Here is a 23,775-nt window from a genome sequence, read left to right on the forward strand (position 1 = left end):
AAACAACCCCGACCGACCCAACCAATACGCCTGCTGCACATCAGTCAAACCAAACGGCTCACCCCACCCCGCACGATCCACCACCACCACCGGCAAGTCGGCGCCGGCGGTGACCCGGTCCTCGGTGAGGGCGTCGTCGAGCAGCTGCGCCAGGTCACCGAGGCTGGGCGACTCCGCGAGGTCCACCATCGACACGGAAACCCCCAGGTCACTCTCCAGAAGCACCTGAAGTTCGGTGGCCTGCAGCGACTCGAGGAAGATCGACTCGTTCGGGTCGGCCGGGGCTGGTCGGTGGGTGACGGCCTCATAGCGCTCGGCCAGGTGCAGGACGAGCTGGTGGCGGCGCTGTGCGGGATCGGCGGCCAGCAGCATGGCGCGGTCAACGGAGACGGTCACATCGGTTCCGGCACGATCCACGGCGTCTTCCCCTTCGGGTGTCCTGTGTCGCCGCCGCCGGTCGCTCTGGCGGGGCACTCAAATTCCCCACGGTGTCTCGCGCGGGGAGGCCCGGTAATCCCCGGTAAGCGCACGAGAACGTGCGCACCGGCCGGCTACGTGCCTGGTGCCCGTTCGAGCACGGCACCGGTGTCGACCCATCTACGCCCTCCCCGGGGCTTCCGCCGCCATGACGTCCGGGATGGGATCGACAGTGAACCGACGTCAAATGGGAGGAAGCCTGTGAAACGCGCATCACCGGTCCCGAACCGCCGACGACGACTGCTCAGCCTGCTGCCCCTCATCGCGATAGCACTCGCCGCCGGCGCTTTCGTGATCGCTACCCGAACGCAGGCGATCTCGCCGGAAGGCTCTCCGATCAGCTATCAGCAGGCGCTTGACGAATATCGCAAGCAGCCGGGCTCTCGCCGGGACGATCTGGGTAGTCCCGTTCTGCCGATGGCGGCCAACAACAAGATCAAGGGCTTCACGGTGCCGGCGGCCGGGGTCTACAGCTACCGGACCGAGGGCCACGACTCCATCGAGTACGACGGAGACAGCTACGACCGGCCGTTCCCAGCGGAGACGTACGCACGGGTTCATCACGCCGGCGGCTGTGTGTGGGAGCTGTACTTCACACCGATTCAGGAACACACGGACGCCCACCGACAGTGCAGCGCACCGGGCGAGTACCTCTGTCTGGCGCACATGCAGAAGGTGAGCTTCGCGGGCATCAGCGGGGACGAGACCCACCACTGCCACCCGGCGATGATCCAGGTCGGTGGCAAGGCGAGCGCCGCCGGCGGGGTCGAGGAGACCGTCTGCGAGGCACACGGCAACCGAGCCCGCATCGTGATCAAGTACATCGGCGAGGAGAGCGTCACCGTGGACGGGGTGGCCCGACCCACGCACCACGTACGGATCGACAGTTACGTGAAGGGCGCGGGTCTCGACGGCACCGCGGTGGCCGACGCGTGGTTCGACGTGGCCGACGGCCTCTACCTCAAGCTCGTTCGCGAGGCCGACGTCACGGTGGACCGGGACGGCAACAAGGGCACCTACCGGATCAAGGCGTCCTACGAACTCGAGTCCAGGACGCCCCGGACCTGAGTTCCCACCGGCCGGATCAGCTCACGCTGGTCCGGCCGGTCCGGCCGCTCCGGCCGGACGCACCGGCCGCCGCGAGCGTGGTCCGGACCATCGCCAGGACCTCATGGCGGTACGCGTCGACGAAGAAATGCCCGCCCGGCAGCACGCTCATGGTGAAGGCGCCCAGGGTGTGCATCCGCCACGCCTCCATCCCGTCGACCGGGCTCCGCTCGTCCTCCGCGCCGGCGATGGCGAGCACGTCGCAGTCAAGCGGATACGAGGGCGTGTACCGGTAGGTCTCGGCCGCCCGGAACTCCGACCGGACCCGGGTCTCGACGGCGGCACGCAGCTCGGCGTCCTCGATGAGATCGTCGCGGCCACCCCCCAGAGCGCGCACCTCGCGCCAGAAGTCGTCGGAGGGCAGGCCGTGCAGCACGGGGCCGGGCGAGGGCAGATGCGGCGCGACATGCCCGGCGGCCACCAGCGCCACCGGGCCGCGACGACCCCTCGCCCGCAGCGTCCGGGCCACCTCGAAGGCGACGAGCGCCCCCATGCTGTGACCGAAGAACGCCACCGGCTCCGCCGGGTCCGCGCCGATGCGGTCGGCGAGCACCGCGGCGGCGGCCGGCAGGTCGGCGCCGGAGTTGAGGCCGACCGTCGCGTACGACATCGGGCACACCACGACACCGGCCGGGAGCAGACGCTGCCACGGCCGGTACGTGGTGCTGGCACCACCTGCGTGCGGAAAGCAGTAGAGCAGCAAGGCGTCCTCCTCGGTGCCGAGCCGGTCAGTCCTCGACCAGCTTCTTGAAGCTCGGTACGACGACAAGTTGGCTGACCACGGTCAGCGCGACGATGACCGCGGCGGCCCGGAGCAGCGCGGTCTGGGTGCTCCCGTCGAGCGGCCCGGTCATCAACGCGCGCACTCCTTCGATCACGTAGGTGAAGGGGTTCCAGCCCACGAGTCCGGCCAACCAGTCCTGCAACAGCAGAGGTGGGGCCGCGGCGGGGCTGGCGAACAGCAGCAGCACCGAGAGCGGGGCCATGGCCAGCGGCGCCTGCGGGTTGCCGGTGCGTAGCGCGACGACGTAGAAGAGGCCGCCGTAGGCCACCGACCAACCGGAGCAGATCAGCAGGATGGCCAGCATGCCGAGCGGGCCGGATTCGACGCGGGCGCCGAGCGCGACGGCGACGCCGAGCACGACGATGACGGCCGGCACCACCCGGACGGCGTCGAACAGCACCCGGGAGAACAGCACCGCCATCGGGCGTGCCGGAGACAGACGCAGACGGTCCAGGAAGCCGGTCTGCGCGTCGAGCATGAGGGCGGTGGCTGAGTATCCGGAGCCCATCATGCCGGTGAAGAGCAGCATGCCGGGGGCCATGTACGCGGCGTACGGCGTGACCGGGAAGCCCGGGATGACCGCCATCCGCTCGTAGCTGGAGGCGACCAGGGTGATGACGAACAGCGGAAAGAGCACCGGGAAGACGAAGGCGATGACGGGGCTCCGTCCGCCCTCGCGGAGATTGCGCAACAGCAGGGTCCAGGTGGTTCCGGCAAGTGCGGTCATCGTGCGCCTCCTCCGCGTCCGGTGGCCAGGGTCCGTCCGATGGCCGCGACACCGGCGGCCCGCTCACTCATGCCGCGGGTGTCGACGCCCTCGCCGGTGAGCCGGACGAAGACCTCCTCGATGCTGGGATCGACGAGGTCGACCCGCGCCATCGGTACACCGGCACGACGCAGCTCGGCGAGGACGTCGGGCAGGAGCTCCTCCTGCCCCGACAGGTCGACGTCCAGGGTCGAGTCGTCGATCCGGCACGCCTGCTCCCCGACGATGGCGACGACGCCGGGCAGGTGCTCGGGGTTGGCGTTCCCGACCCGAAGGACCTTGCCGCCCACACCCCGCTTGAGCGCGCTCGGTGTGTCGAGGACGCTGACCCTGCCGTGGTCCAGGATGGCGATCCGGTCGCAGAGCTGGTCGGCCTCGTCGAGGTACTGGGTGGTGAGGAAGACCGTGCCACCGTCGGCGCGGAACTCGGAGACGAAACTCCACAGGGCCCGCCTGCTCTGCGGATCGAGCCCCGTCGTCGGTTCGTCCAGGAAGAGCAGCGTGGGCTCGTGCAGCAGCGCCATGGCGGTGTCCAGGCGACGCTGCATACCGATGGTGTAGGTGGCGACGTACCGGTCGGCGACCGCGCCGAGGCCGAACCGCTCGAGCAGCGCGTCGCTCCGTCTCCGTCCCGCGGCCGCGCCGAGACCGCGCAGGCGCGCCATCAGGACCAGGTGTTCCCGGCCGGTCATCAGCTGGTCGAGGGCGGCCTGTTGGAGGGAGACGCCGACCTGGGACTGGATCTCGCGCCGCGCGCGTTGCGGGTCCAGGCCGAGGACCTGGACGGAGCCGGCGGTCGGCCGGGTGAGGGCGGTGAGGATGCGGACCGTGGTGGTCTTGCCGGCGCCGTTGCGTCCCAGGCAACCGAAGATCTCACCGGCCGACACGTCGAAGGTCAGGCCGTCCAGTGCGACGACGTCGTCGGGATACACCTTGCGCAGGTCGTGAAGCTCGATGACGGACACCGGACCAGCCTGTCGACGGCGCCGCGCGGGGCCAAGCCTCCATCGACCGCGCCTTCTGCGGTGGGTGGACGGAACTGGTCGGCCTGCCCGTTCGGTCATCCCGGTCGTCGCGGGCGGTCGACAGCTCCGGCCGGGTCTTCGGGACGGCCCGGACACCGGTTACACAACGGGCAGCGGCCACGTCGGGTGGCAGCCTACGAAGGGAATCTGATGCCCGTATTTCCCAGCGCCGAGTGGCTCGACGGATACGTCGAGCGGATCAATTCGTCGGAGGAGTTCGAGGACGCCGCACGGACCTTCGAGGCCGACATCGCCTTCGTGTTCGAGGCCGAGCCGGAGAACGGTGTCCCCGCCGACATCTGGTGCCTCGCCACCTTCGGGGACGGCAAGTGCCGTCAGGCGGACTACGACGTCGAGCAGGAGAGTGCTGCCGGTGCCACGTTCGTCATCCGGGCACCCTACTCACGGTGGAAGGACGTCATCGAGGGCCGGATCGACCCCATCGAGGGCATGCTCGACGGCGACCTGGTGGTGACCGGTCACCTACCGACGCTGCTGCGTTACGTACGCGCCACCGACGAGCTGGTCAACCTCGCGGCCAAGGTGTCCAGCTCCTTCGTCGACGAACGGCGTTGACACCGGTGGCCGGGGAGCGGGCGCGTGTGCGGGGCCCGCTCCCCGGCCGCCGTCTCAGCTCACCGTGCAGACGACCCGCAGCTCGCCGGCGAGGTACTGCTCCCGGCACCGGCGGCGCTGACGCTTGCCCGAGGACGTCTTCGGCAGCGTCCCGGCGCGTACCAGCACCACCTCGTGCGGGGCGTACTGGGTGTCGGTCCGCAGCCGGTCGAACAACTCCTGAGCCAGACCGGCCAGCGATTCCTCGCGGCCGAGCCCCTCGGCGACCACCACCATCCGCTCCTGCTCGGTGAGGGCGAAGGCGATGACGTTGCCGGCCCGTACCCCGTTGACCCGTTCGGCGGCGTTCTCGTAGTCCTCGGGGTAGAGGTTGCGGCCACCGATAATGATCATGTCTTTGATCCGGCCGCAGACGTACAGCTCCCCGTCGCGCAGGAAACCGAGATCGCCGGTGCGAAGCCAGCCGTCGACGAACTGCACTCCCCCGTCGGGAACGTCGCGCGGGTTTCCGGGAAGCGACCAGTACCCGTCCACGACGCCCGGTCCACGAACGAAGACCTCCCCCACGGCGCCGTCCGGCAGTGCCCGGCCGTCCAGGTCGCGGATCGCGACCTCGGTGTCCGGCAGCGGCCGGCCGCAGGAGACCACGGGACGGACCGGGCGGTCGAGGCCCGCGCCGACCGCGAGACTGGCCGGGTCGAGGACGGGCACGGTACGGCGGGGGTCGCCGGTGGACACGACGAGGGTCGTCTCGGCCATGCCGTAGGTCGGACAGAGCGCCTCCGGACGCATCCCGACCGCGGCCAGCGTTTTCAGGGTCTCCTCCACCACGTCCACCGTCACCGGCTCCGCACCGTTGATGGCCACCCGCAGGGCGGACAGGTCCAGCTCGGCGGGACGCAGTTGCTGCGCCCGCGCCGCCAGGCGATAGGCGGTGTTGGGTCCGGCGGTGATGGTGGCCCGGTAGCGGGAGACGACCTCCATCCAGGCGGCTGGACGCCGTAGGAAGGTCTCCGGTTCCAGCACGATCACGTCGAGCCCCTGACAGAGCAGGCCGACCACGGAGACGATTCCCATGTCGTGGTAGAAGGGCAGCCAGCTCACGTACGTGTCTCCCGGCCGCATCCCCAGAGCCACCGCGCACCGGGCGACGTTGCCCACGAGCTGCGTCTGCCGCACCGGCACCACCTTGGACCGACCGGTCGTACCCGAGGTGAACTGGAGCAGTCCGAGCTGCTCGGGCGCGGGCGGCGGCGGTGCCGCCGTGGGCGCGTTCGGGATGGCGTCGATGGCCTGCACCGTCAGCGGGAGACGGCCGTCCAGCTCGGCCGCGGTGGCCGTGTCGGTCAGGAGCGCGGCCGCGCCGATCGCGGCGAGCCGGTCCGCCACCTCGCGGCGGATGGTGTCGCCGTCGGCGTGCCGGGGCCGGGGCAGGACCGCCACGGCCGCGCCGAGACGCCACAGCGCGAAGAGCGTGGCGATCATCCGGTCGGAGGTCGGGGCCAGCACCCCCACCCTGTCGCCGGGTGCGACGCCGGCCTTCGCCAGACCACCCGCGAGGCCCTCGGCCAGGGCGTTGAGTCCGTCAAGGGTGTGACGGGTGGGCCGCAGTCTCGCGTCGAGGAAGGTCAGCGAGCCGCCGTACGCCGCCGCGCTGCGCATCGCCTGGGGAATGGAGATCGCCGACTGATAGGGCATGGGGCCTCCGGGTGGTTCAGATCGTGCGGCACCGCTGCGACGGTAGAGGCCGGGGTGGGCACGGCCAAGAGCCACTTCCGTCGTCCCATTGACGTAGCTGTATAACCCGCTCGTCGGCCTCTGGACGGAGTGCCCGTTCGGACACCCGGTGCGGCATCTGCGGAAAGTGCGCCCTAGTCAGCCGGTCAGCGCGGGGATTGGACCGACAGCGAATCCCTCTGCGCGGTTGTGCTACGGGGAGTAGCCCGTTACGTTCGTAACGTACTACTAGCCGAGCTTAGTAGTTCAGCGCTTTGTGGCGCACCTGGGGAGGCAGGCCACCAGTTTCAGCGTGCGTTTGGCCACGGAACGCGCGGCGCTGGCTGGTGTGCATGTTTCCCCGCGGACCTGGCCGGACCACTGCAAGCACGGAAGCCGACTTACGGGGGACGACATGACCCGAGGTTTCATCCACGACATCGATCATCGTCATCACCTCAGTGAGACTGGTGGCCTGACCGTTGCGGTCGCAATACCCAACGAAGTCGTTCAGCTCGGCCTGACCAGCATGCTCCTGGCACTCCCGTCCATATCCGACCTCCTGACCTTCGACACCGTCGACGAACTGATTGGCAACCTGAGCAAGCGCGACATCGACGTGGTGGTTTTGCCCTGCCCCACCGAGGACTGCGGCTCCGTCAGTCTCGCCATCCAGGAAGCGAACGCACAGGGAACAAAAGTCCTCGTTCTGCTTAACACCAGCGACCAGCAGGATGTGTCAAAGGCAGCCAACCTTCGCGCCGACGGCTTTCTCATTCAGACCGAACTGACCCGCGAGCGGCTGGACGAGGCGCTGCACCGGATAACCAGCGGCGAAATGTCCATCCCCTCCACCCTCGCTCGTGAACTTCTCTCGAACGTCCGTCGACGACGCAGCGAGAAGCCCGGCCGCGCGGTGCTCCTCACGCCACGCGAACACCAGGCGCTGCTTCTGCTCGCCGACGGGCTCAGCAACAAGCAGATCGCCCGGCGACTGGGCATCTCCGAGCACGGCGCCAAGCGACACGTGGCGAACGTACTGGCGAAGTTGAACAGCCCCAACAGGACGCTCGCGGTGGCCATCGCCCTCAAGGAGGGCCTGCTCACCGAGCGGACCGACCGACCGTAGACCTGGCTGGCCGATGATGACGGTCTCGCCCCGCCACGCCCAGCGCCGCCCGAGGTGCCCAACAGGGCACATCGATGTCCGTCGTCAACCTCACCACCCGTCAGGCTCTCGCTGACGATGCCCACAGGGTCGAGGCTGACAGGGTGACAGCCACCGACCACGCTCCTGACAGCACCGTACTGACGACCGAGGACTGGTCGCTCGGGGTGCACCGACGCGGTGAAGGACCGCCCGTCGTCCTCCTGCACGGACTGCTCACCGACAGCCGCGTATGGCAGCAGGTCGTCGAGGACCTGCCAGCAACCCACCAGGTGATCGCCATCGACGCGCCCGGGCACGGCAGCTCGCCCCCACGCACCGGCGCGTACTCGCTGGAGGAGGAGTGCGCCCGACTCGCGGACGTGGTGGAGCGGCTCACCGACGGCCAGCCCGCCGTCTGGGTCGGACACTCCATGGGCGGTATGAAGGCGATGCGGGTCGCGTTGAGCCGACCGGACCTGACCAGCGGACTGGTGTTGATTTCCACGCAGCCGTACCGGGAACCGGCAAGCACCGCCGACCCCTACGAGGCGATGGTGGAGGTCGCCATCGCCGACGGTGTCTCGCCCGACCTGGCCCGGCTGATGGCCCGGCTCAACTTCGCCCGTGGCTTCCTCGGCACCGACACGGCCCGGCACTGGACCGAGCATTTCCGTACTCTCGTGGGCGACGACATCGCGCAGACCTGCTACTCGGTCTACCGCAGAGGCGACATCTCCGACCAGCTCCGGAAGATCGACGTGCCCGTCCTTGTGGTGCACGGCGCGGCCGACGTGCCCATCCGGCTACCGGTCGCCCAGCGGTACGCCGCCGAAATCCCCCGCGCGGAACTCCTGGTGCTGGCCGACACCGGCCACACGCCGCCGTGCGAGCGCCCCGCGGAGCTCGGCGCGGCGCTGCGGGAGTTCGTGGATCGGGTGACCGGGCCCGGCCAGATCCGGGCCGGTGCCACGACCACCCCGCGCCGAAGCGACCCACCGCGGGCACGCTGAGCCCCCGTTGCGCTTCGGCGCGACGACAAGGCCACCCTAGCGCCGGTCCGCGCCGACATGGGCAGCGCCGTGTCGGACGGTGAACTCGGCGCGACGCCGCAGCATGACGGCGACCATGGCCACCACCATCAGCAGGTGCCCGAACATCATCATCGTGTCGGCCGCCACCAGACCCATGAGGTACGGACCGGCCAGCACCGCGAACGGCAGGTACATCGCGATGGCCATTTCGACGGTGGCCGGCCAGCCGTGCCCCCGGTACCGCATCGCGACGGACATGGCGAGCGTCATGTCCGTGACCATCACCAGCGCTCCCAGCAACGGCCGCTGGTCAAGCGACGTCCAGCCGAGCCTGGCGAAGACGAGCGACCAGACGGCGCCCAGCGCCACCATGCCGGCGACCATCGCGACCAGCATCTCCAGCAGGTGGCGGAGGAAGGTGCCGACCGCGCGTACCCGCGACGGCGGGGAGCCGGCGAGCGATTCCCGCATCGGATCGTCTCCCTCCACACCGCTTCGCGCACCCACACCGGGGACCGGGCTGCCGGACGTACGGAAACGGCTCACCGTGCGGCCGTGGTGTCCGCGTCCGACCGGGGTCGGCTCGCCATACCGGTTGGAAGGAACGGCGCACCGTGCGCCTGCGCGGACGCGCCGACGCGGTCCAGGTACGGCGTGAGGCCACCGAGGTGCGTGGGCCAGCCCGCGCCGAGCAGCAGACACCGGTCGACGTCCGTCGGGGTGCGGACGACTCCCTCGGCGAGCATCGCGTGCACCTCCTCGGCGAGCGCGACCGCGACGCGGTGACGCACCTCGTCCGTGGAGGGCGCAGGGGCGTCGGCCACCTCGGCCGGCAGATCCACTCCGACGAGGTCGGCCAGGACACCCACCCGGGCGGGCAGTCCAAGGGGAGCCAGCGCCGCGTCGGCCCGCACCGCGCCGCCAGCCGCCGCCAGAGACGCCGTCACCAGGCGGGTGAGCAGGCGGACGACAACCCCGCCCGCCCCATCGCCGATCCGCACCGGCACCTTGCCCAGCCGACGCGCCAGCGTCCGTACCGCCGCTTCGGCGGCATCATCGGTCTCGTCCCCAGCGACGACCTCGACCAGCCCGGAGGTGTCCATCGGTGGCACCAGCCGGATGGCCAGCAGACGCTGTGGACGCCGCAGCCCCCGAGCGAGGTCGGCCACCCGGACCGTGCCGGTCGTGCTGACCAACACGCCGGTGTCTCCGAGCGCCTCCTCCGCCGCCGCCAGCAGGCCGGGAACGGCCGCCCGGTCCTGCACGCACTCCAGCACCACGTCCGCGCCGGCGAGAGCGTGTACGTCGTCGCCGCTGCTGAGCAGCGCGCGCTGGCGGGCCGCGGAGCTGGTGCCGGCTCGGTCGGCCCCGACGTGCGCCGAGACCAGCTCCCCGGCCTGCCGCAGGGCACGGTCGGCAGCGGCCCGGTCGGCGCCGCAGATCACCACCGGAACCTGCAGCCGCCGCGCGCACAGAGCAGCGAGCCGGGCCGCCGCGTCGCCGCTGCCCAGCACCCCCACGCGCCGGATCGGGGTGGGCAGCCCACCGCCGAGGGCCGGTGCCGTCGCCGCCCGAACCAGACCGACGGCGTAGAGGGAGGCCCGGAACTCGTCGGTCATCAACAGCTCCGCGGTCGTCTCGGCAGCGGCCGCGAAGGCCTCGTCCGCGGGGGCAGTCCCGGCCAGCGCGATGAGGTCGAGCGCGCGGTTCGCCGCCGCCGTGGCCCCTGCACGAGCGCCGACGAACTCGTGGCCGTGCGCGATGGCGGCCTCCCAGGTTGTCGTCGGCGCTGGCGCGGGCCGTGGCACCGCCGTTCGTCCCTGCAACACCCCGGCCGCCCAGTCGAGCGAGGCGCCCACGAAGTCGGCGGCGGGCAGCAGCGCGTCGACGACACCCAGTTGGTGCGCGGTCCGCGGGTCGAGGAGCCGGCGGTCCTCCAGGGCGTCCGTCACGATGACCCGCACGGCCCCCTCCGGCCCGATCAGGTGTGGAAGCAGCCGGGTGCCGCCCCAGCCGGGTACCAGGCCGAGCGCGCACTCGGGCAGCCCGAGCGCGGGCGCCGACTCGGAGACGGTCCGGTAGGTGCAGTGCAGGGCCAACTCCAGTCCGCCCCCGATCGCGAGACCGTTGATGAAGGCGAAAGTCGGTACGCCGAGATCGGCGAGACGCCGAAAGACGGTCTGGCCCTGCCGGATGGTCTCCAGGGCCTGCTCGTACGCGGTGACGGTCGGCACCATGGCCAGATCCGCCCCGGTGGCGAACATCATCGCCTTCCCGGTGAGCGCCACCGCGGCTATCTCGCCCGCAGCGGCCATCGTGGACAGCGCGTCCAGGGTCTGATCGAGATTGGCCAGGCTCTGCGGACCGAAGGTGGTGGGGCGCATCGCCGGGCCGGGCGGGTCGCCGTTGTCCAGCCGGACCAGCGCCACCCGGCCCGCGCCGGCGGGCAGGTCGACGAGGTCGAACGCCGCGGTGGTGACGGTCTCGGTGGGCAGAGGAGGTGCGTCCAGTGTGGTCATGTCAGTGACGCTACGGAGCGGGCCGAGTCGTTCCCAGCGCCGATCGGGCGACCAGAACGGGTACATCGACGCGCCGCCCGAGGCCACCGAACGGGTCGGGGCCGGGCCCTGGACGGTCGAAAGCTGCCTCCACGCGCGACGACGAGGTCGCGCGGCGTGGAGGCAGCTTTGGGCGGCGCAGCGGATGACCGTGCGGGTCAGCTACGCGCCGGTACGTCCGCATCGGCCGCGGCGGGCCCCGTGGCCGGTGCGGACTTGCTCCCGAGTGTCTTTCCCGGCACCGCGACGGTCAGCGCGAGCAGCAACAGAGCCAGCGGGATGCCCCACACCATCACGTCCGGGATCGCGTTGGCCACTTCCCGGCCGGGCTGGGCGTCGGCGGCGAGCTGCCGGCTGAGCAGGTTGCCGAAGAGCGCCACGCCGAGGGACATGCCGAGACCCCGGATGGAGAGGATCGCCGCCGACGTGGCAGCCAGGTCCGCGGGCTGCACGGCGTTCTGCGCGACCGTGACGAGCAGCTGCATGATGAAGCCGACGCCGACGCCCATGACGAGCAACGCGACGACGACCATGCCGTAGCTGCTGTCGGCGTCGAGCAGGCTCAGCAACCCGAAGCCGGCCGCGATGGCGATCGGTCCGCCGATCAGGAACGGACGGGCGTTGCCGTTGGCGCTGACCCGGCTCCCGGCGAGGAACGAGGCCACCACGAAGGTCAGCATGTACGGGTTGATACCGAGCCCGGCCACGGTGGCGCTGATGTCGAACGCGCTCTGCAGGTAGGTCGGCAGGAAGACGATCGACCCGTAGAGCAGCGCGCCCAGCACCGCCGTGGCCGGCAGGATGAGCCGGACCGTCGGATTGCTGAACAGGCGCATCGGCACGACCGGAGATGCCGCCCGCCGCTCCCAGAAGACGAACAGCACGAACAGCACGACCGTGCCGACCGCCAGGCTCAGGATCGTGCCGGACAGCCAGTCGTAGGTACGACCGCCCCACTCGGTGGTCAACAGCAGCGCCACGACGGCGCCGACCAGGAGTGCGGAGCCCAGGAAGTCGATGCTCGGCCGGCCGGTCGCCCGGGGCAGACGCAGAGCGAAGGCCACCAACAGCATCGACAGCACGCCCAGCGGCAGATTGATGTAGAAGATCCAACGCCATCCGGCCGTGTCCGTCAGCGCGCCGCCGACCAGCGGGCCAGCCAGGCTGGCGATGGCGAACAGCGCACCGACGGCGCCCTGCATACGACCCCTGCTCTCCGGCTTCACCAGTTCGGAGAGCGCGATGGTGGGGATCGCGAACAGCGCCCCGGCGCCCACCCCCTGCACCGTGCGGTACAGGATCAGCTGCCCCATGGTGTCGGCCACCGCGCAGAGCGCCGACGCCACCGTGAAGACGAGCATCGCGAACATGAACGTGCCCCGGCGGCCGAACCGATCGCTGAGTCGGCCGTACAGGGTGCCGGTCGCCGTGGACGCCAGCACGTAGGCGGTGACCACCCAGCTGATGTTGTCGATGCCCCCAAGGTCACCGGCGATGTTCGGCAACGCGATCGAGACCACCGTCTGGTCCAGTACCGAGACCAGGATGCCGAGCGCGAGGCCGATCACGGCCAGCGGGACGTTGCTGCGGCCGCCCGCGGCGGCCTGGTTCTGGTTCTCTGCCGCGGCGTCCGGAGCCGGCGCGGTCTCTTCTCGGTTCACGGTGATCAGCTCCGGGCGTTGGCGAACGGGTTGGGCAGGTCGAAGTCGGCGCTGAGCAGGTCCTGGTCGATGATCCCGGCGGCGATCGTGCCGCTGGCCGCGGCGACCACCACGGCGGAGACCGGCATCGGGACGGTGGGGCGCCGGGCCATGTCGCCGGCCGCGTAGACCCCGGGCACGCTCGTCTGGCCGAACTCGTTCACCTCGACCGCGTCGTCGGGGAAGATGGCGCAGCCCAGCTGGGCGGCGATCGGGGACCGCTGCCGCAGCACGGTCTTGATGAACATGGCCGACCGCTCCAGCTCCGGACCGGTCTCGAACTGGATGGCGCGCAGCTCCGGACCGTCCGCGCGGACCGCGGTGACCCGTTCGGTCCGCACCTCGACGCCCGCCTTCTCCAGAGCGCCGGTGATCGGCGCCGGCCACTCGACCGGACCGTCGGTGCAGAGAACGATGTCGTCGGTGAAACGGCTCAGGTGCACCGCCAGCCGGACCCGATCCGGGGTGCCTCCGAGCACGGCGATGGGATGACCGCTGACCTCGTACCCGTGGCAGTACGGGCAGTGGAACGCGGAGCGTCCCCACAGGGGCGCGATGCCGTCGATCGCGGGCAGGTCGTCGGCGAGCCCGGTGGCCAGCAGCAGGCGACGTCCGTGCTCGACCTGCCCGTCGGCCAGGGTGACGGCGAATGCCTCGGCGCCGTCCCGCTCGACTCCGGAGACCTCGGCCACCTGTAGCCGTACGCTCGGATAGTGGCCGAGTTGCTCGGCGCCGATGCGCCGGACCTCGGTAGGTGGCGTGCCGTCCTGGGTGAAGAAGTTGTGGACGTTCTGCGCCGGGGCGTTGCGACCCTCGTCGGTGTCGAGGACGAGGGTGCTCCGGTGTGTTCTGCCGAGGCACAACGCAGCGGACAGGCCCGCCGGCCCACCACCGATCACGATCACGTCAAACACAGCGCGTCCTCCTCGTACAGCAGGTCGATCTCCGTTTTCGGCTTGACTGCTCTCCTACTCTGGAATCTCATGTCAACATGAAGTCAAGTGGCACGCCGAAGACGATGAGCATCGGGCAACTGGCCGAGAGGTTCCGGTTGGCCACCCACGTGCTCCGGCACTGGGAGTCGGTGGGCCTGCTCACCCCGGCCGCCCGGGTGAACGGTCGACGGCTCTACCACCAGGAGCACATCGCCCGGGTGACGTTGATCCTCCGCGGCAAGTCCGCGGGGCTCAGCCTCGATCAGCTCCGCGAGGTGCTCGCCGCGCCCAACGGCGCCATGCGACGCAAACTTCTGGCGGAACATCACGCCGAGCTGGAGCGGCGGATACGCGAGACGGCCGCGGCCAAGGAGCTGATCGAGCACGCCCTCGAATGCTCGGCGGACGACTTCACCCAGTGCCCCGCGTTTCGTCATCTCGCCGAGGCGAGCCTCGGGGCGGTGCCGATCGGGATGATCGGCCGCCCCCAGGGCTGAACGCCCGGCGGCCGCCCCGCCGCCGCCTCACCCGCGGCCACCGGCGAGTGCTGGCCGATCGGGCACCTCACGTTCACGGGTCGAAGGGCGCTGCCGGTCCTGGGCAGCCGCGCCGCACCATTGCGCAATGGCACGGACCGCCATCGCGGCGGCCTGCGGTGCGGCGAGCGCACCGACGCCGACGTCGTGGCGCCGAGCCGCGCCGGCCGTACCGATGCGGCCCGACGAATGGAGAGGACGACATGATCCCGACACAGGACCCTCCGCTGCCCGGCGGTGACGCGGGGGCCACCGCCGCCCTCGTCGAGCGACTGTTTCGTGAGGTGTACAACGGCCAGGCGTTCGACCTGGCCGAGCAGCTCTTCGCCGACGACTACGTGAACCACCAGCCCGGCGCCGCGCCTGGCATCTCGGGGCTGCGCCAGTGGGCGTCGACCATGCTGACGATGTTCCCGGACCTCACCGGCACCATCGAGCACATGGTGGTGCAGAACGACCGGGCCATGGTCTTCGTGGCCTGGCACGGCCACATGGCGGGTACCGGCAAGGAACTCAACTCGCAGACCGCCAACCTCTACCGGGTCCGGGACGGCCGGATCGCCGAGCACTGGAGCGTCTTCGACTACTCCGCCCTGGTGCCGTTCGGCATCACCCCACCCGACCAGGAGCAGCCGGCCAGCGAGCCGGACTGGCACGCGTCGCCGGCCGAGCAGGAGAACCTGCGGCTGGTGCTCAAGGTGTGGGAGGAGGTGATGCAGAAGCAGAACCTGGACTACGCGGACGAGCACTACCGGGCCGACTACATCCAGCACAACCGGTTCGCCGCCCAGTCCGGCGGAGGGCTGGCGGGCATGAAGCAGTTCTTCGCCGGGCTCTTCGTCGCCGCCCCGGACCTGACCGGCACGATCGACCACATCCTGGTCCAGGACGACTTCGTGGCGCTCTTCTCCCGCTGGCGTGGCCGGGAGGCCACCTCGGGCCGTGAGCTGAAGCTGCACACCGCGGACCTGCTGCGGATCGAGGACGGACGGATCGCCGAACACTGGGACGTCTTCGACTACTCGGCGGTGGCGCAGTTCGGCATCATCCCGCCGCCGCGCTAGACCACGTACCAAAGCAGGGGGAGCGCCGTCCGGCGCTCCCCCTGCTTCCGTTGTCGTCCCGGCCCGGAGCGCGCCGCGATCACTCCTGCTCGTACTGCTGGTCGGCCACCGCGAGGGCCTGGTCGATCCGGGCGAGCCCCTCCTCGGCGTCGGCCGCGCTGATGTTGCAGGGCGGGGTGACATGCAGCCGGTTCAGATAGAGGTTCGGCAAGAGCCCGCGGGAGAGGCACGCGCCGAAGAGCTGCATGGCGTGCGGGGCCAGCCGGTCGGGGTTCTCGTAGTCGACCCACATCCGACGGGTGCTCCGGTTGCGGACCAGCTCGATCGCCCAGATCGCGCCGAGTCCGCGGACCTCGCCCACGGACGGGTGGCGCTCGGCGATCTCCGCCAGCCGGGGACCGAACACGTTCTCCCCGAGCCAGGCCGCGTGCTCCACCACCCCCTCCTCCTTCATGGCGGTGATCGCCGCGACCGCGCTCGCGCACGCCAGCGGGTGCCCCGAATAGGTCCCACCGCCGGGGTACGGGCGCTGCCGGAAGGTGTCCACGATGTGATCACCGACGATCACGCCGGCCAGTGGCACGTAGCCGGAGTTGACGCCCTTGGCGAAGGTCACCAGATCGGGGCGGACGTCCCAGTGGTCGAAGGCGAACCAGCGGCCGGTGCGGCCGAACCCGACCATGATCTCGTCGAAGATGAGCATGATCCCGTACCTGTCGCACAGGTCCCGCACCCCGGCCAGGTAGCCGTCGGGTGGCACGAGCACCCCTCCGGAGGTGCCGGGCACCGTCTCCAGCACCACGGCGGCGATCGTCTTCGCCCCCTCCTGGACGATGACCTGCTCCAGGTGCGCCAGCGCGCGGGCGCACTCCTGCTCCGGAGTCTCGGAGTGGAAGGGCGAGCGGTACAGGTACGGCCCGAAGAACCGGGCCACGCCCGCGGTGGCGGTGTCCGTGCTCCAGCGCCGGGGATCGCCGGTGATCTGGATGGCGGTGTTGGTCGAGCCGTGGAACGAGTTGTACGCGGAGAGAATCTTGTGCCGGCCGGTGTGCAGCCGCGCCATCCGGATCGCGTTCTCGATGGCCTCGCTGCCACTGGTGGTGAACAGGACCCGGTTGAGAGTCTCGGGTGCGAGTTCCGCGATGAGCCGGGCCGCCTCGGTGCGAGCCTCCGTGGTGAACATGGGGGCGATCAGGCACAGCTCGTCGGCCTGCGCCTTGATCGCGGCGACCACCTTCGGATGGCCGTGACCGAGGTTCGCGACGACCAGCTGGGAGGAGAAGTCGAGGAAGCGGTTGCCCTGGTAGTCCCAGACCCAGGAACCCTCGCCCCCGGCGATCGCCAGTGGTTGAAAGCCCCCCTGGATGACCCAGGGGCGGAAGATGTGGGCGGAATCGTCCTCGATGACGTTACGACCTCGATCGGAATCGGGGGCGCTCGGCTTGACCACAACGCTCATGACGGTGACGTTACGGACCTGCCACACTCGTTCCCAGCGCCGATCGGGCCACCTGTTTGGGCACGTCGACCGAGAGCTGCCCCCTACCGGGCGGGGCCGGGATGAGCACATCTGACCCGCACCCACCTCCACTCGGCTGCCGACGTCGTCGTCAGGCTTCACCGAAGCGGTCGGAGAGCGCGTAGCAGAGCAGGACCACGTCGCCGATCTGCCGGGCCTCGGCCAGCCGGGCGCGGTGGCCCGGGTGCCAGGGGAAGCTTCCGTCGCCGACGAAACGGGGTGCCCGGCCGTCACCGACGAAGAACGGGGCCACCACCAGGTGCAGCTCGTCGGCGAGACCGGCGGTGAGGAACTGGGCGTGCATCGTCCCGCCGCCCTCCACCATGAGCCGCCGTACGTCCCGGGTCGCCAGGTCGGCCAGCAGCCAACCGGGGTCGACCGGCTCGCCCGCGTCGACGATCGTGGCCACCCGGCCGAGCCGTTCCCGGGTTTTCTCCAACGCGCCGGTGGCGCAGTACACGAGCCGGGCCGCGTCACCGGCGGTGAAGAACCGGGCGGTCGGGTCGAGGTCACCCCGCGCGGTCAACGTGACCTTGGTGGGCGACGCCGGACGGCCACGCGCCACCCGCTCCGCCCTACGGACGGCGGAACGCACCAGCAGCCGGGGATCGTCGCGGCGGACGGTGCCGGCACGACCAGGATCGCGTCGCAGCTGGCCCGGACCGCGTCGACCCGGTCCAGGTCGTCCTCGTTGGACAGCAGAAGCCGCTGCTCGGAGGAGTCGTCGATGTACCCGTCGATCGAGGTGGCGCAACTCAGCAGCACGTACGGCCGCGTCGGCGCCGACCGGCGGCTCACCGGGCGTCGGGCCGGTCGGGGGTCAGGCCCGCGAGCGCCCCCGCCGCCTCGGTCTCCGCCGCCTTGGCCGCCTTCGCCGCCAGGTAGTCGGCGTTGGCCGGGGAGAGGAAGACGCTGGTGGGCACCCGCTCGGCGACGTCCACGCCGAGGCGGGTCAGCTGCTCGGCCTTGTCCGGGTTGCTGCTGAGCAGCCGGATCCGTGGCACGCCCAGGGTGGCCAGCATCTGCGCGGCGACGCTGTAGTCCCGCTCGTCCTCGCCCCGACCGAGCGCGACATTGGCCTGGTACGTGTCCAGCCCGGCGTCCTGCAGCGCGTACGCGTCGAGCTTGGCGTACAGGCCGATGCCGCGGCCCTCCTGGCGCAGGTAGAGCAGGAAACCACCGGTCTCGGCGATCCGCTGCACCGCCTCACGCAGCTGCGGTCCGCAGTCGCAGCGCTGGCTGCCGAACACGTCGCCGGTCAGGCATTCGCTGTGCGGACGGACCAGTGGGGCCTCGCCACCGGCGGCGAGGCGGTCCAGCGCGCCCGCCCAGTCACCGAGACCGAGCGCGAGATGCTCCCGACCGTCCACAAGGCCCTTGAACGAGAACACCCGTACGGTCGTGGCGTAGCCGTCCGGAAAGGCCAGTGGCACCGTGACCTGCGTACGGATCGTGGCGACCGGCAATGCTTCGGGCATGGGACTCCTTTGTCCGGCGCCACCGTCACGCGGCGACGCTACCGTCTCACAAGCGGCTCAACAATCGTCGCCGGAAGTGCCTTCCGCGGCGACCGGAATTCGGCTCCGGCGGGCCAGCAGCACGGCGGCGCCGGGAAGACTGGCGACCAGCACCAGTGCACCGTAGACGGTGGCGGTGGCGACACCCTGGGCCGCGCTGAGGCCCGCCGCCCCGAACGCCCACGCGGCCACCCCCTCGCGTGGTCCGAAGCCGGCGATGTTCAGCGGCAGCCCCATGGCGAGCAGGGCGAGCAGCGTCAACGGCAGCAGCCGGGACAGCGGGGCGTCCGAGCCGGCGGTCCGCGCCGCCACCAGGAACGTGGCCAGGTGACCGGCCACCATCACGGCGGAGGCGACCACCACACCGAACCAGGTGCGCCGCGCCAGCAGCCCGGCCCGCACGTCGTCCACAGCGGTACGCAGTGCCCGCACCCACCGCGACCGGCCGCCGTCGGGCAGCGCCCGTGCCGCCAGCACGGCGACCAGCCCTCCCGCGACCACCAGCGCGGAGGCGGCCGGCAGGTACGACCGCACCGGCGACGGAAACGCGGCGAGCACCACCAGCGCGACACCGAGGAGCACGACCTGACCGGCGGTCCGCTCCCAGATCACCGCGCGGATGCCCCGACCGACGTCACCGGCGTCGCGGCCGTGGCGCACCGCCCGGTGCACGTCGCCGAGCACCCCGCCGGGCAGCGTGGCGTTGAGGAACACGGCCCGGTAACAGTGCGCCACCGCGGTCGTCAGCGGCAGCCGTACGCCCAGACCGCCGGCGACGAGGCTCCACCGCCAGGCCGCGCAGACCGTGGTGAGCACGCCGATGACCAGCGCCGCGGCCAACGCCGGCGCGTCGATCAGCCGTACCCCGGCGAGGAACGGGCCGCCGCCCACCTGCCACAGCAGGACGGCGAGCAGACCCACCCCGCCGACCACTCGTGCCCAGGCCCAGACCATCGACGCCGGCCTCCAATGAAGATCGTCCACTTGCCCTAGTGCACGTACCCGGGGCGCGAACAGTTCATCCGACGGCGAGGAGGTCGCAATGTTCGACCAGCACGGCGAGCCGGCCGGCGGCCGCGTCGGCCAGCCGGCGCTGGGCGTACGCCCGGGTCGGGCCGGTCAGGTCCGGGCGCTGTGCGCAGGCGGCGCCCAGCCAGCCGCGGAACCATTCGGCGGCCAGGGCGGCGTGCTCGGGGCCGAGCCGCCACGGGCTGGGCCGTTCCCGCACGTCGACACCCCGGCGCGCGAACGCGGCGGCGGTGGCGGCGACGGCGTCCGGGCCGAGCAGCCGCCGGCCGTCGACGGTACGACGCTGGTGGTCGTTGAACGCGGCCTGCACCGCCTCGTCCAGCGGCTCGGCCGGGGTGAGGCGGACCCGCCCGGTCACCGAGATCGCGAACAGGGTGGGTCGGCCGACGCAGGCGGCCACCACCCGGTCGACCTCCTCGGCGGTGAGCATGTCCAACAGCGCGGACGCGGTGATCAGCGAACCGTCGGCCAGGTCCGCGCCGGTCAACCGGGTGAGGTCGCCGCGGCGGGTGCTGACGGTGACCGGGGCGCCGTCGGCGGCGGTCACGTCGGCCATGCCCCCGGCGGCGCGGGCCAGCAGGTCGGCGTCGCGGTCGTGCAGGATCCAGTGCTGCGGGCCGGGCAGCCGGGCGGCCAGCCAGCGGCTCATCGAGCCGGTGCCGCTGCCCAGGTCGTGGATGACCGTCGGGCGCTCGCCGGTGACCCGGGTTCGGACGACATCCAGCAGGTCCTCGGCGCGGGCCGCCGCGTCGGCGGGCTCGCGCAACCGCAGCCAGTCGGCGAACGGCATGTCTTCCTCGACGGTCATGCCGCCACCTCCTCCAGGACGGCGGCCAGCGACGCGGTCGTCACCGACCAGTCGGTCAGGGTGTCGCGACGGGCGAGGGCGGCTCGCCGCAGCCGGGCGCGCAGCACGTCGTCGCCCAGCCAGCGGGCCAGCGCGCCGGCCAGCGCGGCCGGTCGCCCGGGGCGACCAGCAGCCCCGGCAGGTCACCGTCGGGCGCGTGACCGAGCGCCTCCGGCAGCCCGCCCACCTCGGTGCCCAGCACCGGCAGGCCCCGGGCCAGCGCCTCGGTGACGACCATGCCGTACGTCTCGCCCCGCGACGGCAGCACCAGCAGGTCGGCGGCGGCGTACGCGGCGTCCAGGGCCGCACCGGTCAGCGGACCGGCCAGCCGGACCCGCTCGGTGAGGCCGGCGCCGGCCATCCGCGCGCGCAGCCGGTGTACGAGGTCCGGCTCCCGGTCGAGCGTGCCCGCGCACACCAGCGTCCACGACAGCCCGGCCAGTGTGGACAGTGCGTCGACCAGCACGTCGTGCCCCTTGTGCCGGGTGACCGCCGCGACGCAGAGCAGCCGGTCACCGGCGGCGGAGGCGCGCGTGGGCGGTGCCGGCGTCACCCCCGGAGGCGCGGCCCGGATCCGGTCGGCGAGCAGCGGATGGCGGGCCACCAGCTCACGGCGGGTCCACTCGCTGGTGGTGACGACGCCCGCGCGGTGGCCAGCGCGCGGGCCTCGGCCTCGTCGTCGAGCGGCAGGTGCACGAGGACGACCAGACGCAGCCGCCGGGCGTGCGGGACGAGCAGGTCCGGCACGGTCGAGGCGATCAGGCCGTCGAGCAGCACCACGGCGTCGTCCGGCAGGGCGGCGAGGAGCCCGGCCAGCTCCGCCCGGTCGGCCGGATCGGGATGCGGCCACGCGCCGGGCACCGGATGCTCGCGCACCGGCCAACCCCGCTCGCCGAGCCCCGCGCAGATCCGCCGGTCGTAGGAGTTGCCACCGCTGGGCGCGCCCGGGTCGTCGATGTCACCGGGCAGGACGACGTGCACGCCACGGCCGGTCGTATCCGGCCCGCCGGCGGGCGCCGCCATGCCCGCAACGATCACAGCGACCGCTCGTAGCTGGCCCACGCGACGTGTGACTCGTGCAGGGTGACCATGATGCCGGTCAGCTCGCGCGCTCCCGCGCCCAACTCGCCGGCGTGCACCCGCTCGGCCAGCCGGTCGGCGACCGTGCGGGCCAGCACCTCGGTGGTGGTGTTCACCCCGGCGAACGCCGCCTCGTCGTCGAGGTTGCGGTACGTCAGCTCGCCGAGCACCGCCCGCAGCTGCTCGGTGGCCAGGCCGATGTCGACCACGATGCCGTCGGCGTCCAGGTCGGGTCGCCGGAACGTCGCGTCCACCACGAACGTCGCGCCGTGCAGGCGCTGGGCCGGGCCGAACACCTCCCCCCGGAAACTGTGGGCGATCATCATGTGATCTCGAACGGTCACGCTGAACACGGTCACTCCCCGTCGTCGTAGGTAATGAGGTGGCAGAGCGCGGGCAGGTTGCCCGTGCTCAGGTTGGCGAGTACGTCAGGCAGCTCCGCGAACCGCGACGCGCCGGTGATCAGCGCGTCGAAGGCCGGGTCGTCGAGCAGGTCCAGGGCGAGTGCCAGCCGGTCGGTGTAGCTGCGCCGTCCCCGTCGTGCGGGCGCGACCATGCCGACCTGACTGCTGCGTACGGTCAGCCGTCCGGAGTGGAACGCCCCGCCCAGCGACACCTGGACCGGGCGGTCGCCGTACCAGCTCAGCTCGATCACGGTGCCCTCGGGCGCCAGCAGGTCCAGGGACCGTTGCAGCCCGGCGGCGGTGGCGCTGGCGTGCACGACCAGGTCCCGGTCACCGGTCGCGTCGGCCGGCTGGGCGAACCCGACACCGAGCGCCCCGGCGACCCCGGCGCGGCGAGGGTCGGTGTCGACGAGTTCGACCTGCACGCCGGGGAATCGGGCGAGCAGCGCGGCGACGCAACAGCCGACCATGCCGGCGCCGACGACGCTGACCCGGTCGCCGACCAGCGGTGCCGCGTCCCACAGCGCGTTCACGGCGGTCTCCACGGTGCCGGCGAGGACCGCGCGGGCCGGCGGCACGTCATCCGGCACCGGCACCACGGCGCTGGCCGGCACGACGTACGCGCTCTGGTGCGGGTGCAGGCAGAACACCGTGCGCCCGAGCAGATCCGCCGGACCCTGCTCGACCACGCCGACGCTGAGGTAGCCGTACTTCACCGGCCCGGGGAAGTCGCCCTCCTGGAAGGGCGCGCGCATCGCGGCGTACTGGTCGGTGGGCACCCGACCGGCGAAGACCAGCGTCTCGGTGCCCCTGCTGACCCCGGAGTAGCGCGCCCTCACCAGCACCTCGTCGGGGCCCGGCGTGGGCAGCGACACCGGCCGGATCTCGGCCGCGCCGGGCTCGCGCACCCAGCAGGCGTACGCCTCGCGGATCACCGTCGCGCACCTCACCTTTGCTCCCGGCCGAACCGAACGGCCACGTTTTCCGTGTTCCCTGTCGGGGTCGTCGATCATAAACACGGAGGTACGGTGCCCACAGTTCGAAGTGGTCCGGTGATCGGGCTGAGCGCGCAACTGGCCGTGCTGGCGGGGCTGGCCGCCACGGTGGGGCTGGGTGGTGCCGGCTGGCTGGTCGGGTCCGGCTACGCGGTGGTCACCTGCCTCGCGTTGAGTCGGGGTCTGCGCCGCGCTGGCGCGTCGCGCCTCGGCCCCGCCGATCGGGTCACGCTGACCCGGGCCGTCCTGGTCGGCGCGGTCACCGCGCTGGTGGCGGATTCGTTCACTCGGCCCACACCGGTGGCGCTGCTGGTGGCGGTGAGCGCGGTGGCGTTGCTGCTGGACGCGGTCGACGGCCAGGTGGCGAGACGCACGGGCACGGTCAGCGCGCTCGGCGCCCGCTTCGACATGGAGGTCGACGCGTTCCTCATCCTGGTGCTCAGCGTGTACGTCGCTCCGTCGGCCGGCGCGTGGGTGCTGGCCATCGGCGCGATGCGGTACGCGTTCGTCGCGGCGATGCCGGTGCTGCCGTGGCTGGACGGAGCGTTGCCGCCGCGCTTCTGGCGCAAGGTGGTGGCCGCCACGCAGGGCGTCCTGCTGGCCGTGGCCGCGGCCCGGGTGCTGCCGGAGCCGTGGACCACGCTGGTGCTGGTGGCGGCGTTGGCGCTGCTGGTCGAGTCGTTCGGCCGTGACGTGGCCTGGCTGTGGCGTCACCGCCCGGTGCCGCGGCAGCCCCGCCCGGCGCCGGTTCCCGCGCCGGTCACCACGAGGGTCGTCGCGCCGCTGGTCCCCGCGCCGGTCGCGTTGCCCCTGCTGCCGTCGGGTGGGCACACGCCGGTCGTCGTGCCGCCGCTGCTGCCGGTGCCGGTCCGGGGCGAGATCCGCAGCAACATCAGCCTGGTCGAGCCCGACGGCACCGTCACCAAGGTGAACGAACCCGGTCCCGAACTGGACACCCA

21 protein-coding genes and 3 pseudogenes are annotated in these 23,775 nt (G+C 71.7%); 7 read left to right on the top strand and 17 right to left on the bottom strand.

Features of this window, described 5'->3' with window-relative positions; genetic code table 11:
* On the bottom strand, window positions 1–372 hold a 372-nt coding region (locus JNW91_RS17915; protein ID WP_203176669.1), incomplete at its 3' end, for an acyl carrier protein.
* A gap of 522 nt (window positions 373–894) precedes the next feature.
* Between JNW91_RS17915 and JNW91_RS17920 the strand changes: the two genes are divergently transcribed.
* Window positions 895–1,545: a hypothetical protein gene (locus tag JNW91_RS17920; protein WP_203176671.1), complete on the top strand. Its 651-nt coding sequence runs from the start codon at window positions 895–897 to the stop codon at window positions 1,543–1,545.
* Window positions 1,546–1,561: 16 nt separating this feature from the next.
* Here JNW91_RS17920 and JNW91_RS17925 read toward each other — a convergent pair whose 3' ends face one another.
* Genes JNW91_RS17925 through JNW91_RS17935 form a run of 3 tightly spaced genes read right to left on the bottom strand, consistent with a single transcriptional unit; the run spans window position 1,562 to window position 4,099 of the window.
* Complete coding sequence (locus JNW91_RS17925; protein ID WP_203176673.1) at window positions 1,562–2,287, bottom strand: thioesterase II family protein; 726 nt, start codon at window positions 2,285–2,287, stop codon at window positions 1,562–1,564.
* Window positions 2,288–2,312: 25 nt separating this feature from the next.
* The gene (locus JNW91_RS17930; RefSeq protein WP_203176675.1) at window positions 2,313–3,095 is read right to left on the bottom strand and encodes an ABC transporter permease; all 783 of its coding nucleotides are present in this window, start codon (window positions 3,093–3,095) and stop codon (window positions 2,313–2,315) included.
* Window positions 3,092–4,099, bottom strand: coding sequence for an ATP-binding cassette domain-containing protein (locus JNW91_RS17935; RefSeq protein ID WP_203176680.1), 1,008 nt, complete (start codon window positions 4,097–4,099; stop codon window positions 3,092–3,094). Before JNW91_RS17935 ends, JNW91_RS17930 begins: the two co-directional genes overlap by 4 nt.
* 210 nt (window positions 4,100–4,309) lie before the next feature.
* Between JNW91_RS17935 and JNW91_RS17940 the strand changes: the two genes are divergently transcribed.
* The gene (locus JNW91_RS17940; RefSeq protein ID WP_203176681.1) at window positions 4,310–4,735 is read left to right on the top strand and encodes an SCP2 sterol-binding domain-containing protein; all 426 of its coding nucleotides are present in this window, start codon (window positions 4,310–4,312) and stop codon (window positions 4,733–4,735) included.
* Window positions 4,736–4,789: 54 nt separating this feature from the next.
* On the opposite strand, the gene JNW91_RS17945 is transcribed toward JNW91_RS17940, so the two are convergent.
* The gene (locus JNW91_RS17945; RefSeq protein WP_203176682.1) at window positions 4,790–6,433 is read right to left on the bottom strand and encodes an AMP-binding protein; all 1,644 of its coding nucleotides are present in this window, start codon (window positions 6,431–6,433) and stop codon (window positions 4,790–4,792) included.
* 433 nt (window positions 6,434–6,866) lie between these two features.
* Between JNW91_RS17945 and JNW91_RS17950 the strand changes: the two genes are divergently transcribed.
* Window positions 6,867–7,580 (top strand): response regulator transcription factor, encoded by a 714-nt coding sequence (locus JNW91_RS17950; RefSeq protein WP_203176683.1) that lies wholly within the window; start codon window positions 6,867–6,869, stop codon window positions 7,578–7,580.
* Between the two features lie 143 nt (window positions 7,581–7,723).
* Complete coding sequence (locus JNW91_RS17955) at window positions 7,724–8,611, top strand: alpha/beta fold hydrolase (protein ID WP_203176685.1); 888 nt, start codon at window positions 7,724–7,726, stop codon at window positions 8,609–8,611.
* Between the two features lie 36 nt (window positions 8,612–8,647).
* Here JNW91_RS17955 and JNW91_RS17960 read toward each other — a convergent pair whose 3' ends face one another.
* From JNW91_RS17960 to JNW91_RS17975, 4 genes are all read right to left on the bottom strand, one after another.
* Window positions 8,648–9,103 (bottom strand): hypothetical protein, encoded by a 456-nt coding sequence (locus JNW91_RS17960; protein WP_203176687.1) that lies wholly within the window; start codon window positions 9,101–9,103, stop codon window positions 8,648–8,650.
* A gap of 71 nt (window positions 9,104–9,174) precedes the next feature.
* The gene (locus tag JNW91_RS17965) at window positions 9,175–11,151 is read right to left on the bottom strand and encodes a 3-hydroxyacyl-CoA dehydrogenase NAD-binding domain-containing protein (RefSeq protein ID WP_203176688.1); all 1,977 of its coding nucleotides are present in this window, start codon (window positions 11,149–11,151) and stop codon (window positions 9,175–9,177) included.
* A 197-nt stretch (window positions 11,152–11,348) separates the two neighbouring features.
* Window positions 11,349–12,851, bottom strand: coding sequence for an MDR family MFS transporter (locus JNW91_RS17970; RefSeq protein ID WP_203176689.1), 1,503 nt, complete (start codon window positions 12,849–12,851; stop codon window positions 11,349–11,351).
* 5 nt (window positions 12,852–12,856) lie between these two features.
* Window positions 12,857–13,804, bottom strand: a complete 948-nt coding sequence (locus tag JNW91_RS17975; RefSeq protein ID WP_203176690.1) for an NAD(P)/FAD-dependent oxidoreductase — start codon at window positions 13,802–13,804, stop codon at window positions 12,857–12,859.
* 77 nt (window positions 13,805–13,881) lie between these two features.
* Here JNW91_RS17975 and JNW91_RS17980 point away from each other — a divergent pair, with 77 nt between their 5' ends.
* Both JNW91_RS17980 and JNW91_RS17985 read left to right on the top strand, forming a co-directional pair.
* Entirely contained in the window at window positions 13,882–14,322 is a 441-nt protein-coding gene (locus tag JNW91_RS17980) for a MerR family transcriptional regulator (RefSeq protein WP_203176691.1), read from the top strand.
* A 242-nt stretch (window positions 14,323–14,564) separates the two neighbouring features.
* Window positions 14,565–15,425 carry an ester cyclase gene (locus JNW91_RS17985; RefSeq protein ID WP_203176695.1) on the top strand — a complete coding sequence of 287 codons (861 nt, stop codon included), beginning with the start codon at window positions 14,565–14,567 and terminating at the stop codon, window positions 15,423–15,425.
* Between the two features lie 79 nt (window positions 15,426–15,504).
* Here the strand turns inward: JNW91_RS17985 and JNW91_RS17990 are convergent, their stop codons facing one another.
* From JNW91_RS17990 to JNW91_RS18025, 8 genes and pseudogenes are all read right to left on the bottom strand, one after another.
* Window positions 15,505–16,884 carry an aspartate aminotransferase family protein gene (locus tag JNW91_RS17990; RefSeq protein WP_203176697.1) on the bottom strand — a complete coding sequence of 460 codons (1,380 nt, stop codon included), beginning with the start codon at window positions 16,882–16,884 and terminating at the stop codon, window positions 15,505–15,507.
* A gap of 151 nt (window positions 16,885–17,035) precedes the next feature.
* Window positions 17,036–17,742, bottom strand: a pseudogene (locus tag JNW91_RS17995) (RibD family protein).
* Complete coding sequence (locus JNW91_RS18000; protein ID WP_203176699.1) at window positions 17,739–18,422, bottom strand: GTP cyclohydrolase II; 684 nt, start codon at window positions 18,420–18,422, stop codon at window positions 17,739–17,741. The pseudogene JNW91_RS17995 and the gene JNW91_RS18000 overlap by 4 nt, the downstream one beginning before the upstream one ends.
* A gap of 57 nt (window positions 18,423–18,479) precedes the next feature.
* On the bottom strand, window positions 18,480–19,415 hold the full coding sequence (locus tag JNW91_RS18005; protein WP_203176707.1) for a lysylphosphatidylglycerol synthase transmembrane domain-containing protein: 936 nt from the start codon (window positions 19,413–19,415) through the stop codon (window positions 18,480–18,482).
* Window positions 19,416–19,479: 64 nt separating this feature from the next.
* Window positions 19,480–20,298: a class I SAM-dependent methyltransferase gene (locus JNW91_RS18010; RefSeq protein ID WP_203176701.1), complete on the bottom strand. Its 819-nt coding sequence runs from the start codon at window positions 20,296–20,298 to the stop codon at window positions 19,480–19,482.
* Window positions 20,295–21,360, bottom strand: a pseudogene (locus JNW91_RS18015) (glycosyltransferase family 4 protein). Before JNW91_RS18015 ends, JNW91_RS18010 begins: the two are co-directional and overlap by 4 nt.
* An 11-nt stretch (window positions 21,361–21,371) precedes the next feature.
* Window positions 21,372–21,770, bottom strand: a complete 399-nt coding sequence (locus tag JNW91_RS18020; protein WP_203176703.1) for a 6-pyruvoyl trahydropterin synthase family protein — start codon at window positions 21,768–21,770, stop codon at window positions 21,372–21,374.
* A gap of 2 nt (window positions 21,771–21,772) precedes the next feature.
* Complete coding sequence (locus tag JNW91_RS18025; protein ID WP_203176710.1) at window positions 21,773–22,756, bottom strand: zinc-dependent alcohol dehydrogenase; 984 nt, start codon at window positions 22,754–22,756, stop codon at window positions 21,773–21,775.
* Window positions 22,757–23,086: 330 nt separating this feature from the next.
* On the opposite strand from JNW91_RS18025, the pseudogene JNW91_RS33955 reads away from it, so the two are divergent.
* A pseudogene (locus JNW91_RS33955) lies at window positions 23,087–23,425 on the top strand (CDP-alcohol phosphatidyltransferase family protein); the annotation flags it as partial.
* Between the last annotated feature and the right edge of the window lie 350 nt (window positions 23,426–23,775).

This window comes from Micromonospora parastrephiae (assembly GCF_016802865.1).
GTDB lineage: Bacteria > Actinomycetota > Actinomycetes > Mycobacteriales > Micromonosporaceae > Micromonospora > Micromonospora parastrephiae.

Excerpts from the sequence above, each read along its gene's own strand:
- JNW91_RS17990 (WP_203176697.1), bottom strand. The coding sequence starts at position 16,884 with ATGAGCGTTGTGGTCAAGCCGAGCGCCCCCGATTCCGATCGAGGTCGT.
- JNW91_RS18010 (WP_203176701.1), bottom strand. The coding sequence starts at position 20,298 with ATGACCGTCGAGGAAGACATGCCGTTCGCCGACTGGCTGCGGTTGCGC.
- JNW91_RS17950 (WP_203176683.1), top strand. The coding sequence starts at position 6,867 with ATGACCCGAGGTTTCATCCACGACATCGATCATCGTCATCACCTCAGT.
- JNW91_RS17985 (WP_203176695.1), top strand. The coding sequence starts at position 14,565 with ATGATCCCGACACAGGACCCTCCGCTGCCCGGCGGTGACGCGGGGGCC.
- JNW91_RS17965 (WP_203176688.1), bottom strand. The coding sequence starts at position 11,151 with ATGACCACACTGGACGCACCTCCTCTGCCCACCGAGACCGTCACCACC.
- JNW91_RS17920 (WP_203176671.1), top strand. The coding sequence starts at position 895 with ATGGCGGCCAACAACAAGATCAAGGGCTTCACGGTGCCGGCGGCCGGG.
- JNW91_RS18000 (WP_203176699.1), bottom strand. The coding sequence starts at position 18,422 with ATGCCCGAAGCATTGCCGGTCGCCACGATCCGTACGCAGGTCACGGTG.
- JNW91_RS17945 (WP_203176682.1), bottom strand. The coding sequence starts at position 6,433 with ATGCCCTATCAGTCGGCGATCTCCATTCCCCAGGCGATGCGCAGCGCG.
- JNW91_RS17980 (WP_203176691.1), top strand. The coding sequence starts at position 13,882 with ATGAAGTCAAGTGGCACGCCGAAGACGATGAGCATCGGGCAACTGGCC.
- JNW91_RS17960 (WP_203176687.1), bottom strand. The coding sequence starts at position 9,103 with ATGCGGGAATCGCTCGCCGGCTCCCCGCCGTCGCGGGTACGCGCGGTC.
- JNW91_RS17940 (WP_203176681.1), top strand. The coding sequence starts at position 4,310 with ATGCCCGTATTTCCCAGCGCCGAGTGGCTCGACGGATACGTCGAGCGG.
- JNW91_RS18005 (WP_203176707.1), bottom strand. The coding sequence starts at position 19,415 with ATGGTCTGGGCCTGGGCACGAGTGGTCGGCGGGGTGGGTCTGCTCGCC.
- JNW91_RS17930 (WP_203176675.1), bottom strand. The coding sequence starts at position 3,095 with ATGACCGCACTTGCCGGAACCACCTGGACCCTGCTGTTGCGCAATCTC.